The sequence below is a fragment of the Streptomyces sp. NPDC040718 genome (assembly GCF_055593565.1).
In genome coordinates, this window is record NZ_JBVIXO010000004.1 from 518,193 (window position 1) to 532,904 (window position 14,712).

The window sequence follows — 14,712 nt, forward strand, 5'->3', positions numbered from 1 at the left end:
CCGGCCGGTCCGTCCGGATCGCGTCCCGGACGGCACCGCGCGGGGGAGCCGGCCGGATCAGATGAGGGCGGTGGCCTCCTCCAGGGAGAGGCCGCCGCCTTCGGCGTACGCCGCCTCGTACGCCGTGTCGCCCAGCGCCGCCCGCGCCGATTCCTCGGCGCGGGCGGCGTCCTCGCGTTCCGAGGAGACCGGGACGTGCCCGGCCGGCAGGTGGGCGCGGTAGGCGCCGATCAGCCGCGCGCCCTCGTACGCCTGCGCCGGGCCGCCGAGGCCGATCCGGGCCACCGCGGCCGTCAGCAGGTAGAGGGCCGGCATGTGCGGGGCGACCATCATCGCCAGCGGGTGCCGGACGGCCCCCGCGGCCTCGCGGGCCAGTTGCAGGGCCTCCTCGTGCTTGCCCTCCCGGTTGTCCAGCCAGGCCGTCGTGGCGTGCAGGAACACGTCGAAGACGGCGAACGCGCCGAGGGCGAACTCCTCGCGCAGCAGCCGGACCTGTTCGCGGGCCTCGGGGATCCGGCCGGTGCGGCCGTAGACCCCGGCGAGGAACATCCGCGCGGCGGGCATGGCCTCGTTGCCGAACCGCTGCACGGTGGTGAGGCTCTCGGTGAGGATGCGCTCGGCCTCCTCGGTCCGGCCGCTCTCGGCGAGGGAGCCGGCCATCCGCACGCGCAGCACCGTCACCTGCGCCTTGGCGCCGAGACGTTCGGCGTACTCGATCGCCGCGAGGTAGTCCTGGGCGGACAGTTCGTAGTCCCCGCGCTTCTCCCGGGATTCGGCGCGGGCCGACAGGGCCTCGGCGCAGCCCCAGTCGTCGCCGAGCTCGCGGAAGAGGGCCAGGCTCTCGTCCGCGTCGCGGGAGGCGTCGCCGGCCCAGTCGGCCCGGTTGGCGAGGATGTTGGCCCGCAGCTGGAGGCCGGAGGCGAGCTCCCAGCGGTAGCCGAGTTCGCGGGCGGTGTCGATCGTGGCGTCGACGACCCGCTTGAGCAGGCCCGCGTTCCCCGCGATCATCACGGCGTAGATCCACAGGGAGGCCGGGGTGCGGCAGGTCTGCGGGAGGCCGGGCCGGTAGGTGGCGAGCACCCCGGCCACCTGCTCGCGGACCTCCGGGGTGTCCCAGTCGGTGTTCGTCTGGTCCCGGGCGGCCAGCCGTACGAGGTACAGGGCGCGCCAGCCCTCGGCGAGCACCTCGCCCGAGTAGGGCGGGGGCGAGTCGACGAGCCGTTCGTAGACGGGCTCGGCGGGGGTGTGGGGGGCCCGGAAGGGGTCGGGGCCGAGTTCGGCGGCGGCGTCGGACCAGTGCCGGGACTCGGCGCGCAGGTCCAGCATGTGCCAGTACCAGCCCAGCGCGTGGACGAGGCAGAGCACTTCGCCGACGTCGCGGGCGGCGACGGCCCGGCGCAGGGCGGTGCGGAGGTTCTCGTACTCGGTGGCGATCCGGTCGGCGGCCGCGCGCTGGCCGTGGCCGCGGAGCAGGGGCTCGGTGGTTCGGGCGAGTTCGCGGTAGTGGACGAGGTGGCGCCGCTCGGTGGCCGCGCGGTCGCGGCCGGCCGCGGCGAGGCGCTCGGCGGCGTACTCGCCGACGGTCTCCAGGAGGCGGTAGCGCATGTCGCCCGCGGGGCCGGGCGCGGCCACGACGAGGGACTTGTCGACCAGGGTGGCCATGGCGTCGGCGACGTCGACGGCGTCCTCGGTCCCCGGGTCCGCGTCCGGGGCCGCGCAGACGGCTTCGGCGGCCTCCAGGTCGCAGCCGCCCGCGAAGACGGACAGCCGCCGGAGGACGGCCCGTTCCGGCGCGTCCAGCAGGTCCCAGGACCAGTCGACGACGGCGCGCAGGGTCTGCTGCCGGGGCAGGACGGTGCGGGCGCCGCCGGTCAGGAGGCGGAAGCGGTCGTCGAGCCGGTCGGCGATCTGGCGCGGGGTGAGCAGCCGCAGCCGGGCGGCGGCCAGCTCGATGGCGAGCGGCAGACCGTCCAGGCGGCGGCAGATCTCGGCCGCGGCGGCCGGGTCCGCGGCGACGGTGAACCCGGCCCGGGCCGCGGCCCCGCGGTCGCCGAGGAGCCGCAGCGCGACGGGGTCCGGCAGCGGTTCCACGGGGCGCAGGAACTCCCCCGGCACGCCGAGGGGTTCCCGGCTGGTGGCGAGGATCCGGACGCCGGGGCAGTGGGTGAGGAGGCGTTCGGCGAGTTCGGCGGCGGCGCCGATGACGTGCTCGCAGTTGTCCAGGAGCAGCAGGAGCCTGCGGCGGGAGCAGTGCTCGGCGAGCCGGTCGAGGGGGTCGTCCCCGCCCCGGTCGGTCAGTGCGCGCAGTTCCTCGGCGGCGGCGCCGCGCAGCTTGGTCTCGCGGGCGCCGAGCGCGGCGAGGACCGCCTCGGGGACGTCCTCGGGATCCTCCACGGGCGCCAGTTCGACGAACCACACCCCGTCGGGCCAGCCGTCGCCCGCGGCGCGGGCGTGGGTCTCGGCGGCCTCCTGCGAGAGCCGCGTCTTCCCGGCCCCGCCGGGGCCGAGCAGCGTGACGAGCCGGGCCCGGGCGAGGTCGCCGCCGATGACGCGGATGTCCTCCTCCCGCCCGACGAAGGTGGTGAGCCGCGCCCGCAGGTTCCCGGGGACGGGGGCCGGGGCCGCGGGGGCGGCGGGGTGCCCGTGCCCGGCGGGGCCGGTCGGCCGGTCGGCCGGGGGCCGGGCGACGGGCTGGGCTGCGCCGGGGGCCTCGTGCCCGGCAGGCGCGGGGTCGGCGGGCCGGTCGGCCAGGGGCCGGGCGGCGGGCCCGGGCCCGGGCGGGGTGGGGCCCGCGGGCCCGGGGTCAGGCGGGGTGGGGGCCGCAGGACCGGGGGGCGGGGTGGGGGCCGGTGGGGAGAGGAGTTCCGAGTGGAGGGCGCGCAGGGCCGGGCCCGGGTCGGCGCCGAGGCGGGCGGCGAGGTCCTGACGGACGGCCTCGTACGCGGCCAGCGCCTGCGCCGGGCGGCCCGCCGCACGCAGGGCCCGGATCCGCAGCACCTGCAGGGACTCGTCCAGGGGCTGCCGCGCGCACAGCTCGGTCAGCTCCGGCAGGGCCTGTTCCGCCTCGCCCAGCGCCAGCGCCGCGCCCAGGCGGCCCCGGCGCGCGTCCATGCGTACGGCTTCCCAGCGCGCGGACTCGGCCGCGTGATCCGGGAGGGAGGCCAGCGCGGGGCCCCGCCACAGCGCGAGCGCCTCGTCGTACAGGGCCGCCGCCCGGGCCGGGTCCGGGTCGGCCGCGGCGGAGCGCGCGAGCCGTTCGAAGCGGTACAGGTCCACGTCCTCCCGCTCCGCCTCCAGCTGGTAGCCGCCCTCCACGGACCGCACGGCCGCGTGCCCCAGCGCCCGCCGCAGCCGCCCCACCAGCGCCTGGAGCGCGGCGACGGCGTCCGCGGGCGGGTCGGCGTCCCACACCTCGGCGACCAGCAGCCCGACCGGGACCGCGCGGCCGGGGCGCAGGGCGAGGGCGGTCAGGAGCGCGCGCAGGCGTGCTCCGCCGACGGCGACGGGGTTCCCGTCGTCGCGGATGGCCTGGGCGGTGCCGAGAATCGCGTAACGCACCGGGCCATTCTCTCCGGCCCCCGCACCCCCGGTGGCGCGGAGCCCGGGATAGGTTTCGCCGCATGGGTCATCAGGGCGTCCGCGGCGAGCGGCAGATCAGTTCCGTGTTCCTCGGCATCGTCGCCGTCATGGCGGTGACCGGCTGGGCGGTGTGGACGGACTACGCGGCGAGCCGGGGGCTGGCCGTGTTCCTCTTCGTCACGTCGGCGTGGGTGGTCTCGCTGTGCCTGCACGAGTACGCGCACGCCCGCACCGCACTGCACGGCGGCGACATCACGGTCGGCGCGAAGGGCTACCTGACCCTGAACCCGCTGAAGTACACGCACCCGCTGCTCAGCATCGTGCTGCCGGTGGTCTTCGTGGTCCTGGGCGGGCTGGGCCTGCCCGGCGGGGCGGTGTACATCGAGCACGACCGGATCCGGGGCCGCTGGAAGCACAGCCTGGTCTCGGCGGCGGGCCCGCTGACGAACGTGGCCTTCGCCGTCGTCTGCACGGCCCCGTTCTGGCTGGGCGCCCTCGACGGGGTACCGCTGCCCTTCCGCTTCGCGCTGGCGTTCCTCGCGCTGCTCCAGGTCTCGGCGGCGATCCTGAACTTCCTGCCGGTTCCGGGCCTGGACGGCTACGGGGTGATCGAGCCGTGGCTGTCCCACCGCGTCCGCCGCGAGCTGGCCCCGCTGGCGCCGTTCGCGCTGATCGGGGTGTTCGCGCTGCTGTGGATCCCGGAGGTGAACGCCGTCTTCTTCGACGCGGTGCGCGGCATCCTGCGCGCGCTGGGCGTTTCGGACCTGGAGACCTACTGCGGCCGCGACCTGTACCGCTTCTGGCAGGGCTCCGAGGGGTTCTTCTGCACGGCCCCGCAGGACTAGGCCGCTACGCCGCCCGCTGCTGCTTCTCGGCCTTGGCCTTGCGGATGTAGAACCACGCCATGTTGGACGTGACGCCGGCCAGCAGCACCCACACGATCCCGAGGAAACTGCCCTCCACGAAGGCGACCACGGCCGCGGCCACGGCAAGGACGCAGACGACAACGGCGAACACGGCAAGGCGGGGCATCCGGAACAGCTCCTCGGCGACACGGAAGGGGGTCGAACCCCTCCAGTGTCCCCCATCCCGTCCGGGCCCCGCCGCCGGTGCGGGGCCCGGGGGGTGGCGGGGTCACACGTCGGTGAGGCGGAGGCCGGCGTGGGCCTTGTAGCGGCGGTTGGTGGAGATGAGGTTGGCCACCATCGCCTCGACCTGGTGGGCGCCCCGCAGGCGGCCCGCGAAGACGCCGCGCATGCCGGGGATGCGGGCCGCGAGGGCCTGGACGAGGTCGGTGTCGGCGCGGGACTCGCCGAGGACCATCACGTCGGTGTCGATCTCCTCGACCGAGGCGTCCTGGAGGAGGACGGCGGAGAGGTGGTGGAAGGCGGCGGTGACGCGGGAGTCGGGGAGCAGGGCGGCGGCCTGCTGGGCGGCGCTGCCCTCTTCGACCTGGAGGGCGTAGGCGCCCTGCTTGTCGAAGCCGAGGGGGTTCACGCAGTCCACGACGAGCTTGCCCGCGAGGTCCTCGCGCAGCGCTTCGAGGGTCTTGGCGTGGCCCTCCCACGGCACCGCGATGATCACGATGTCGCTGCGGCGGGCGCATTCGGCGTTGTCGGCGCCCTCGACGCCGAGGCCGAGCTCCGCGGCGGCGGCCTCGGCGCGGTCCGCGGCACGGGAGCCGATGATCACCTTCTGGCCCGCGCGGGCGAGGCGGTAGGCGAGGCCGCGGCCCTGGTCGCCGGTGCCGCCGAGGACGCCGACGACGAGGCCGGAGACGTCGGGGAGGTCCCAGGGGTCCTTCGCCGGCGGCTTCTGCGTGCTGTCTGAGGAAGTCATGCTGGCGAGCGTACTGCCGGGTAGGCCGGACGAGGAGGGTCCGATGGTGCAGGATGCGGCCATGGATGCCGCATGGATGCCGTGAGGGTGGCGCTGCTGCGCGAGGTGCTCGCCGGGACGCGGTGGCCGGACGAGGCCCGGCGCTTCGCCGGCTCGCTGCGGCGGTCGGTGGCACCTTCCGGCGGCAGCCTGCTCCTGGTGGGCACCGAGCAGTACGAGCCCTGGCACCTGGCGGCGCACCTGGTGGACGAGGCCGCCTGGTCCGGTCAGCCGGAGCTGGCGCCGACGCTGGTGCGCCACCGCGTGCGGCCGGGTGAGCCGCCGCACCTGTCGGTCGGGCTGGGCCGGCTGGAGGCCGCCCGGCGCGGGCACACGCTGCTGGTGGTGGCTCCGGAGCGGCCCGGCGGGGGTCTGCTGGAGCGGGTGCACGACGCCCGGCGCGCGGGGGCGACCGTACTGTCCCTGGACGGCGGGGACCCGGACCTGACCGCCCTCGCCCACGACGCCCTGTCGGTGCCCGCCGCCGGCTCCGAACTGGATCTGGACACCGTGCAGCACCTGGTCAGCGCGGCGGCCGGGGAGAACGGCCCGCCGGAGCGGCGGGGCACGCGGCGGCTGCGGGACCGGCTGGCACGGCTGGCCGACCAGCTGACCGCCCCGCCGCCCAGCCGCTGGTAGGCCGCGCGTCCGGGGAGCCGCGTCAGGGAGCGGCTTCGGGGAGGGGCGTCAGGGAGTGGCGCCGCCTTCCTCCTCCTCGCGGGTCTTGTCGTTCCACTTGGGGTCGTTCTGCCATTCGAGGTTGCGCTCCTGCGCCGTCTCCATGGCGTGGGCGGCCTCCTCGCGCGTGGTGTACGGGCCGAAGCGGTCCTTGGCCGGGCACTCGGGGCCCTCCTCCACCTTCTGGTGGACCAGGCAGTAGTACCACTCGCCCGGTTTCCCCACCTGACGCTTCTTGAACAGGGCCATCGCCTTCGGACTCCTTCCGGGACGGTCTCCCGGCACCGCCGCTCGATACCGTTCGATGCCGCTCCTCGTCGCCATGCTGCCCCATCGCCGCTGGATACACTCGCTTGCATGTCTGGCCAGTCGCTGCTCGTACCAGGCGAGCTCTCTCCCGTCCGTTCCGTTCCCGGAAACATCCGCCGGCCCGAGTACGTGGGCAAGCCCGCGCCCACTCCGTACACCGGACCGGAGGTGCAGTCGGCCGAGACGATCGAGGCCATGCGCATCGCCGGCCGGATCGCCGCGCAGGCGATGGAGGAGGCGGCGAAGCACATCGCGCCGGGGGTGACCACCGACGAGCTGGACCGGGTCGCGCACGAGTACATGTGCGACCACGGCGCCTACCCCTCGACGCTCGGCTACCGGGGGTTCCCGAAGTCCCTGTGCTCCTCGCTCAACGAGGTCATCTGCCACGGGATCCCGGACTCGACCGTCCTGAAGGACGGCGACATCGTGAACCTCGACGTGACCGCCTACATCGGCGGGGTGCACGGCGACAACAACGCCACCTACCTGTGCGGCGAGGTGGACGAGGAGTCGCGGCTGCTGGTCGAGCGCACCCGGGAGGCCCTGAACCGGGCGATCAAGGCGGTCAAGCCCGGCCGCCAGATCAACGTCATCGGGCGCGTCATCGAGTCGTACGCGAAGCGCTTCGGGTACGGGGTGGTCCGGGACTTCACCGGGCACGGCATCAACTCGTCCTTCCACTCCGGCCTGATCATCCCGCACTACGACAGCCCGCACGCCACGACCGTCATCGAGCCCGGCATGACCTTCACCATCGAGCCGATGCTGACGCTGGGCACCCACGAGTACGACATGTGGGAGGACGGCTGGACGGTCGTCACGAAGGACCGCAAGCGCACGGCGCAGTTCGAGCACACGCTGGTGGTGACGGACAGCGGCACGGAGATCCTGACCCTGCCGTAGCGGCGGCAGCGGGCCCCGGCGACATGTTTTTGCCGCCCGGAGGGTTTTTACCGACAACGCGTCGGGAACACATTGACTTAGGTAAGCCTAAGCAGGAGGATCGGGCGTGGCGGCAGCGTGCCGCCACGGCCCGCCCCTCTCCTCCGGAGGTCAGTCTTGGACGCGTTCTCCACGGTCATCCGTGTCGCCTCGCACGAGCAGCACACCGAAGCCGAGACCTCCTCCTTCATGAGCGACCTGCTCGGCGGGCGGCTCGGCGTGGACGCGTACACCCGCTACACCGAGCAGCTGTGGTTCGTGTACCGGGCGCTGGAGGACGGCGCCGAGTTCCTGCGGGACGACCCGGTGGCGGGCCCCTTCATACAGCCCGAGCTGATGCGCGTCGCCGAGATCGAGCGGGACCTGGCGCACCTGCTGGGCCCCGGCTGGCGCGACGCGGTCAGCGCGCTGCCGGCGACGGAGGCGTACGCGGCCCGGGTCGCGGAGTGCGCCGCCTCCTGGCCGGGCGGGTACGTGGCCCACCACTACACGCGCTACCTGGGCGACCTCTCCGGGGGCCAGATCATCCGGGACAAGGCGGAGCGCACCTGGGGCTTCGAGCGCAAGGGCGACGGCGTGCGGTTCTACGTCTTCGCGGACATCTCCAACCCGGCCGCCTTCAAGCGGGGCTACCGGGAGCTGCTGGACGCGATCGCCGCGGACGACCTGGAGAAGCAGCGCATCATCGACGAGTGCAAGCGGGCCTTCGACTTCAACGGGGCGGTCTTCCGCGAGCTGGGCGCGGAGTTCCCGCTGACCGCGTAGGCCGCCGGCCGGGCGGTTCCAGGACGGTGGGGCCGGGCGGGTGCGGACGCACGCGCCCGGCCCCCTTCCGTCGTCACGAGGCGAAGCGGACGCGGCCGCCGATCTCGATCGTGCCGTCGGGGCCCGGGGCGGTGAGGATCTGGGAGCCGGCGCCCTGGGTGATGTTCAGGGCGCGGTTCAGCTCGGCGGTGAGGAGGATCGCCGCCGAGCCGGTGGCCTCGTCCTCGGTGATGGCCCCGTCCGGGCGGCGCGGGAAGCCCCGGGCTCGGATCCGGCCCGCGGTCTCGTCCTCCCAGGCCCACGCGTACAGCCAGCCCTCGCCGGGCGGCGGGGCGGGCAGGGCGTCGACCTCGGCCGGGGTGGCGTACTGCTCGGTGCGCTTGCCGGTGACCCACTCGGGGCGGGCGGTGATCCAGGTGAACTCCCCGTCGTCGCGCGCCCATACGGACCCGACGGGCGGCTGGAGCTCCTCGATGTCCAGCAGCCAGGCGACCCCGACCAGCGGGTGTCCGGCGAAGGACATCCGAGTGCCGGGGGTGCGGATGTCGACGACCCCGCGCTCGGGGTCGTCGACGAACACCGTCTCGCTGTAGCCCAGTTCGGCGGCGAGCGCCTGCCGGGAGGCGTCGTCCGGGCAGGTGCGGCCGTCGCGGACGACTCCGAGCAGGTTGCCGAAGCGGCCGTCACCCGCGCAGAAGACCCTGATCACGTCTAGATCGTTCACGCTGGCATTCAAGCACGCCGCCGCGTCCGGGCTACGTCAGCCGAGGACCGTCCGGCGGCGGCCCCCCAGGTGCTCGCGGTGCCGCCCTGCGCGCTCGCGGGACTGCCCGCCGCCCCCTTCCACGCCCGCGGGCTCGACCTGCTCGCCACCGGCGAGCGGCCGGCCCGCCACCTCGGGATCGACGTGGAGCGGCTGCGCCCGGCCCTGATCCTGGTCGTGGCCCTGCTGACGGCGACCGCCGCGGCCGTCGCCGGGGTGATCGCCTTCGTGGGCCTGCCGGCCCCGCACCTGCTGCGGATGGCGAACGGCCCCGGCCACCGTTTCCTGGTGCCCGGCAGCGCGCTGGCCGGGGCCGTGGTCCTGGCCGGGGCGACCTGGCCGCCCGTACGGTGGCGCAGCCGGCCGAGCTGCCGCTCGGTGTGCTGACGGCGCTGATCGGCAGCCCGTTCTCCTTCTGGCTGCTGCGCCGCACCCGTCGGGGGCAGGGGGGCCGGGCACGAGGTTCCTTTCACGCGGCCGGCGCGCCGTGCCCGCGCGCCCCGCGCCCGGGGCCGCCGTCGCGGAGGCCGTCGGGCTGCGCGTCGCTCGGGGAGCGGGAGGTGCTCGCCGGGATCGACCTGAGCGCCCGGGCGGGCGGGGTGCCGGCCCTGGTCGGGCCTAACGGCGCCGGGAAGTTCCACCCTGCCGGCCACGCTCGCCGCCGACCTGCCGGGCCCCTCCGGCACCGTGCGGATCGACGGGCGACCGGTGGACGGCTGGAGCGCCGCCGAGCCGGCCCTGCGCCGCTCGGTGCTCCCCCGGTCGGCCGCGCTGTCCTTCCCCTTCCCCGTCGCGGAGGTGGTCCCGGACGGGCCGCGCCCCGTGGGCGGGGACCGGGCTCGCGGACTCCGACGAGGAGGCGGTGGCGGAGGCGACGGCCGCCACCGAGGTCACCCGTTTCGCCGATCGGCCCTTCCCGGATCTCTCCGGCGGCGAGCGGGCCCGGGTCGCGCCGGCCCGCGTACTGGCCCGGCGGGCCCCGCTGCTGCTGCTCGACGAGCCGACGGCGGCCCTGGACCTGCGCCGCCAGGAGCTGGTGCTGCGGATCTGCCGGGAGCGGGCGGCGGCCGGGGACGCGGTGGCCGTGGTCCCGCACGACCTGGGGCTGGCGGCGGCGTACGCCGACCGGGCGGCGGTCCTGCACGGCGGCCGCGTCGCGGCGGCCGGGCCCCCGGCGGAGGTGTTCGAGGGCGGGCTCCTGAGCCGGGTCTACCGGCAGCCGGTGGAGGTGCCGGCGCACCCCGGACAGGCGCCCCGCTGGTGAACCGGTACGGGAGGGAGGGGTTCCGGATCAGCCTCCCGGCCAAGCGGCACAAGGGATCGAACCGGACGGTAACTCCGGTGGCGCACGGAATCCGGACGGGGACTTGACTCGCGCTTGACCCTCGCTTGAGCCCGTCATGGAGGGGCCGTGACGGGCTTGTGTCCCGGGCCGGAAGGTGAGAGCTGAATCACTGGACGACTGGGTATCGGTCAGGTAAGCCTCGGTTAAGTTAGGTCCGCCTCACCAGCCCTTCCCCAGCCTTCACCCCTGCCAGGAGCCCACATGCGCCCCGCCCGCCTCACCGTCCTCACCGCGGCCGCAGCCGTCGCCGCGCTCACCGCAGTCACCGGCTGCGCCGAGAAGAGCGACAAGGGCGGCTCCGGCGCGATCCACGTGAACGCGACCGACAGCGCCTGCGAGGTCTCGAAGAACGAGTTCCCGGCCGGCAAGGTCACCATCGAGGTCGAGAACAAGGGCTCCAAGGTCACCGAGCTCTACGTGCTCTTCCCGGACGACCGGATCGTCGCCGAGCGCGAGAACATCGGCCCCGGCACCAAGGCCACCATCACCGCCGAGATCAAGGCGGGCGACTACGCCTTCGCCTGCAAGCCCGGCATGAAGGGCGACGGCATCCGCACCCGGGTCAAGGCCACCGGCAAGGGCGGCACCGAGAAGCGCAGCCCCGAGCTGGACGCCGCGGTCGCCGCGTACCGCAAGTACGTCCAGGAGCAGGCCGACGAGACCCTGCCGAAGGCCAAGGTCTTCGCCGACGCCGTCAAGGCCGGCGACCTGGAAGCCGCGAAGAAGGCCTACGCCCCCTCCCGCATCGGCTGGGAGCGCACCGAGCCCGTCGCCGAGTCCTTCGGCGACATCGACCCGAAGGTCGACGTCCGCGAGGACGGCCTGGAGGCCGGCCAGGACCCGGCCAAGGACTGGACCGGCTGGCACCGCCTGGAGAAGTCCCTCTTCCAGGACAACAAGATCGACGACAACGACAAGAAGCTCGCCGACACCCTGATCACCGACCTCACCGAATGGCAGAAGAAGGTCGGCCAGGCGGAGATCACCCCCACCTCCATGGCCAACGGTGCCAAGGAGCTGCTCGACGAGGTCGCCACCGGCAAGGTGACGGGCGAGGAAGAGCGCTACAGCCACACCGACCTGGTCGACTTCAAGGCCAACATCGAGGGCGCCCAGAAGTCCTACGAGCTCCTCAAGGCGGTCACCGCCAAGAACGACCCGGAGCTCGCCAAGCAGCTGGACACCCAGTTCGCCGCGATGAACACCCTCCTGGACAAGTACCGCGCCGACAAGAACACCTACGAGTTCACCTCGTACGACAAGGTCGGCGAGGCCGAGCGCAAGGAGCTCTCGGACGCCGTCAGCGCGCTGGGCGAGCCGCTCTCCAAGCTGGCCGCCGCGGTCGTCAAGTAGTCCGGGACCAGGCAGAGGCGGGAGAACCACCATGACCGACGAGGTGTCGGAAGAGACCACCGGCGCCGAGGGCGCCGTCGCAGCGCCCTCGCGCCGAGCCGTGCTCGGCTGGGGCGGAGCGGGGCTGGCGGTCGGCGCGGCCGCCGCCGGCGGCGCGGTCGCCGCGTTCGGCGGCGGATCGGACATCTCCCCGGCGGCCTCCGCCGGGGCGGCGGTGCCCTTCCACGGCGAGCACCAGGCCGGCATCGCGAGCGCCGTCCAGGACCGGCTGCACTTCGCGGCCTTCGACGTGAAGACGAAGAGCCGCGACGAGCTGGTCGCGCTCCTCAAGGAGTGGACGGCCGCGGCCCGGCTGATGACGGCCGGCCTGCCCGTCGGCGACGTCTTCGAGGGCGCGCCCGAGGCCCCGCCCACCGACACGGGCGAGGCCCTCGGCCTCAAGCCCTCCCGCCTCACCCTGACCATCGGCTTCGGCCCGGGCCTGTTCGCCAAGGACCGCTTCGGCCTGGAGGGCAAGCGCCCCGAGGCCCTGGTGGACCTGGAGCTCTTCCCCGGCGACAACCTGGACCAGGCCCGCTCCGGCGGCGACCTGTGCGTCCAGGCCTGCGCCGACGACCCGCAGGTCGCCGTGCACGCCATCCGCCAGCTCGCCCGCATCGGCTTCGGCAAGGTCGTCGTCCGCTGGTCGCAGCTCGGCTTCGGCAAGACCTCCTCGACCACGCCCGAGGAGCAGACCCCGCGCAACATGATGGGCTTCAAGGACGGCACCCGGAACATCTCCGGCACCGACAAGCCCGCCCTGGACAAGCACGTGTGGGTCGGCGCGGGCGACGGCAGCGACTGGCTGACCGGCGGCTCCTACCTGGTCGCCCGGCGCATCCGGATGAACATCGAGATCTGGGACCGCACCCCCCTGCAGGAGCAGGAGGACATCTTCGGCCGCGACAAGGGCGAGGGTGCCCCCGTGGGCAAGTCCAAGGAGCGCGACGAGCCGTTCCTGAAGGCGATGAAGCCGGAGGCGCACGTCCGCCTCGCGCACCCCGACACCAACGACGGGGCGACCATCCTGCGTCGCGGCTACTCCTTCACGGACGGCACGGACGGCCTGGGCCGCCTCGACGCGGGCCTGTTCTTCCTGGCCTACCAGCGCGACGTCCGCAAGGGCTTCATCCCGATCCAGCGCCGGCTGGCGAAGGCGGACGTCCTGAACGAGTACATCCAGCACGTGGGTTCGGCGATCTTCGCCGTCCCGCCGGGCGTCCGCGACAAGGACGACTGGTGGGGCCGGTCCCTGTTCGCGTAGTCCCCGCCGGAGAGGAAAAGCCGTGTTCGGCAACTATCTGATCGGCCTGCGCGAGGGGCTGGAGGCCAGCCTGGTCGTCTGCATCCTCGTCGCGTACCTGGTCAAGACCGGCAACCGGGCCGCCCTGCGTCCGGTCTGGCTCGGCATCGGGATCGCCTGCGGGCTCTCGCTCACCTTCGGCGCGCTGCTGGAGTTCGGCACGCAGGAGCTGACCTTCGAGGCGCAGGAGCTGCTCGGCGGCAGCCTGTCGATCATCTCGGTGGGCCTGGTGACGTGGATGGTCTTCTGGATGAAGCGCACCGCGCGGCACCTGAAGGCCGAGCTGCACGGGAAGCTCGACTCGGCGCTCGCCATGGGAACCGGCGCGCTCGTCGCCACCGCCTTCCTGGCGGTGGGCCGAGAGGGCCTGGAGACGGCGCTGTTCGTGTGGGCGTCAGTGCGCGCGAGCGGCGAGGGCTCCTCGGCCCCGCTGATCGGCGTACTGCTGGGCATCGCGACCGCCATCGTCCTCGGCTGGCTGTTCTACCGGGGCGCACTGAAGATCAACCTGGCGAAGTTCTTCAAGTGGACCGGCGGAATGCTGGTGATCGTGGCCGCGGGCGTGCTCGCGTACGGGGTCCACGACCTCCAGGAGGCCGGCTTCCTCGGCGGCCTGAACGACAAGGCCTTCGACATCAGCTCGGTGATCGCGCCGGACAGCTGGTACGGGGTGCTGCTGAAGGGCGTCTTCAACTTCCAGCCGGACCCGACCGTCTACCAGCTGGTGGTGTGGTCGCTGTACCTGGCGGTCGTGCTGACCCTGTTCCTCCTCCCGGCCCGGCTGCGCACTCCGGCGCAGGCTCCGGCTCCGGCGGCGTCGGCGAGCGGTCCCGCCAAGGACTGACCGGTCCCACGGATACGGCCCGGCCGCCTTCCCCCCGGGGGGAGGCGGCCGGGCGCGGTGGCGGCTCCGAGAACCAGGGTCCCGCTCAGCCGCGTCCGATGTACGGCATCGCGGTGGCCATCACCGTCGCGAACTGGACGTTGGCCTCCAGCGGGAGCTCCGCCATGTGCAGCACGGTGCGGGCCACGTCGGCGGCGTCCATCACCGGCTCCACCGCCAGCTGCCCGTTCGCCTGGAGGATGCCGGTCTGCATGCGCTCGGTCATCTCGGTGGCCGCGTTGCCGATGTCGATCTGGCCGCAGGCGATCCGGTACCGGCGCCCGTCGAGCGACAGGGACTTCGTCAGGCCGGTCATGGCGTGCTTGGTCGCCGTGTAGGCGACGGAGTTCGGGCGCGGGACGTGTGCGGAGATGGAGCCGTTGTTGATGATCCGGCCGCCCTGCGGGTCCTGCTCCTTCATCACGCGGAACGCCGCCTGGGCGCAGAGGAAGGAACCGGTCAGGTTGACGTCGACGACCTGGCGCCAGGCCTCGTAGCCGATGTCCTCCAGCGGGACCCCGGCGGGGCCGAAGGTGCCGGCGTTGTTGAAGAGCAGGTCGAGCCGCCCGTACCGGTCGCGTACCGTCCCGAACAGCGCGGCGACATCCAGGGGGTCGCTGACGTCGGCCGGTACGGGCAGCACGTCCGCGCCCGCTCCGGCCGCGGCGGCCGTCTCCTCCAGGGGCCCGGGCCGCCGCCCGGCCACGGCCACCGACCAGCCGGCGCCGGCCAGGGCCAGGGCCACGGACCGGCCGATCCCGGATCCGGCTCCGGTCACTACAGCGATCTTCTTCGCGGGTGCGCTCATGGGGCCGCAGAGTACGTCACAGCGGACAAGCGGCCCGGGACGTTCCGGCAGCTGAGAGCATGGG

General features: G+C 74.0%; 13 protein-coding genes and 2 pseudogenes. 9 read left to right on the plus strand and 6 right to left on the minus strand.

Annotated elements, in window-relative coordinates; translation table 11 throughout:
* Positions 1-57: 57 nt before the first annotated feature.
* Positions 58-3,558, minus strand: a complete 3,501-nt coding sequence (locus ACZ597_RS13915; RefSeq protein ID WP_471328746.1) for an AfsR/SARP family transcriptional regulator — start codon at positions 3,556-3,558, stop codon at positions 58-60.
* Between the two features lie 62 nt (positions 3,559-3,620).
* Between ACZ597_RS13915 and ACZ597_RS13920 the strand changes: the two genes are divergently transcribed.
* Positions 3,621-4,424 carry a site-2 protease family protein gene (locus ACZ597_RS13920; RefSeq protein WP_471328748.1) on the plus strand — a complete coding sequence of 268 codons (804 nt, stop codon included), beginning with the start codon at positions 3,621-3,623 and terminating at the stop codon, positions 4,422-4,424.
* Positions 4,425-4,428: 4 nt separating this feature from the next.
* Here ACZ597_RS13920 and ACZ597_RS13925 read toward each other — a convergent pair whose 3' ends face one another.
* Positions 4,429-4,611, minus strand: a complete 183-nt coding sequence (locus ACZ597_RS13925; RefSeq protein ID WP_470975542.1) for a hypothetical protein — start codon at positions 4,609-4,611, stop codon at positions 4,429-4,431.
* Between the two features lie 102 nt (positions 4,612-4,713).
* Positions 4,714-5,418: an NADPH-dependent F420 reductase gene (gene npdG, locus ACZ597_RS13930; protein WP_471328749.1), complete on the minus strand. Its 705-nt coding sequence runs from the start codon at positions 5,416-5,418 to the stop codon at positions 4,714-4,716.
* A 72-nt stretch (positions 5,419-5,490) separates the two neighbouring features.
* Between npdG and ACZ597_RS13935 the strand changes: the two genes are divergently transcribed.
* On the plus strand, positions 5,491-6,096 hold the full coding sequence (locus tag ACZ597_RS13935; protein ID WP_471328751.1) for a hypothetical protein: 606 nt from the start codon (positions 5,491-5,493) through the stop codon (positions 6,094-6,096).
* Positions 6,097-6,144: 48 nt separating this feature from the next.
* Here the strand turns inward: ACZ597_RS13935 and ACZ597_RS13940 are convergent, their stop codons facing one another.
* The gene (locus ACZ597_RS13940) at positions 6,145-6,384 is read right to left on the minus strand and encodes a hypothetical protein (protein ID WP_470975548.1); all 240 of its coding nucleotides are present in this window, start codon (positions 6,382-6,384) and stop codon (positions 6,145-6,147) included.
* 108 nt (positions 6,385-6,492) lie between these two features.
* Between ACZ597_RS13940 and map the strand changes: the two genes are divergently transcribed.
* Complete coding sequence (gene map / locus ACZ597_RS13945; RefSeq protein WP_471328752.1) at positions 6,493-7,350, plus strand: type I methionyl aminopeptidase; 858 nt, start codon at positions 6,493-6,495, stop codon at positions 7,348-7,350.
* 156 nt (positions 7,351-7,506) lie between these two features.
* On the plus strand, positions 7,507-8,154 hold the full coding sequence (locus tag ACZ597_RS13950; RefSeq protein WP_471328754.1) for a biliverdin-producing heme oxygenase: 648 nt from the start codon (positions 7,507-7,509) through the stop codon (positions 8,152-8,154).
* Positions 8,155-8,227: 73 nt separating this feature from the next.
* On the opposite strand, the gene ACZ597_RS13955 is transcribed toward ACZ597_RS13950, so the two are convergent.
* A complete protein-coding gene (locus ACZ597_RS13955) occupies positions 8,228-8,878 on the minus strand; it encodes a PhzF family phenazine biosynthesis protein (RefSeq protein WP_471328756.1) in 651 nt (216 codons plus the stop codon).
* A gap of 54 nt (positions 8,879-8,932) precedes the next feature.
* Here ACZ597_RS13955 and ACZ597_RS13960 point away from each other — a divergent pair.
* The 5 genes and pseudogenes from ACZ597_RS13960 to efeU all read left to right on the plus strand — a co-directional run.
* Positions 8,933-9,375: pseudogene (locus ACZ597_RS13960) on the plus strand (FecCD family ABC transporter permease); the annotation flags it as partial.
* Between the two features lie 29 nt (positions 9,376-9,404).
* A pseudogene (locus ACZ597_RS13965) lies at positions 9,405-10,288 on the plus strand (ATP-binding cassette domain-containing protein).
* Positions 10,289-10,463: 175 nt separating this feature from the next.
* A complete protein-coding gene (efeO, locus tag ACZ597_RS13970) occupies positions 10,464-11,615 on the plus strand; it encodes an iron uptake system protein EfeO (protein ID WP_471328758.1) in 1,152 nt (383 codons plus the stop codon).
* 31 nt (positions 11,616-11,646) lie between these two features.
* Positions 11,647-12,918 (plus strand): iron uptake transporter deferrochelatase/peroxidase subunit, encoded by a 1,272-nt coding sequence (efeB, locus tag ACZ597_RS13975; protein ID WP_471328759.1) that lies wholly within the window; start codon positions 11,647-11,649, stop codon positions 12,916-12,918.
* A gap of 22 nt (positions 12,919-12,940) precedes the next feature.
* Positions 12,941-13,801: an iron uptake transporter permease EfeU gene (gene efeU, locus ACZ597_RS13980; RefSeq protein ID WP_471328761.1), complete on the plus strand. Its 861-nt coding sequence runs from the start codon at positions 12,941-12,943 to the stop codon at positions 13,799-13,801.
* An 85-nt stretch (positions 13,802-13,886) separates the two neighbouring features.
* Here the strand turns inward: efeU and ACZ597_RS13985 are convergent, their stop codons facing one another.
* On the minus strand, positions 13,887-14,648 hold the full coding sequence (locus ACZ597_RS13985; RefSeq protein WP_471328763.1) for an SDR family oxidoreductase: 762 nt from the start codon (positions 14,646-14,648) through the stop codon (positions 13,887-13,889).
* Positions 14,649-14,712 lie beyond the last annotated feature (64 nt).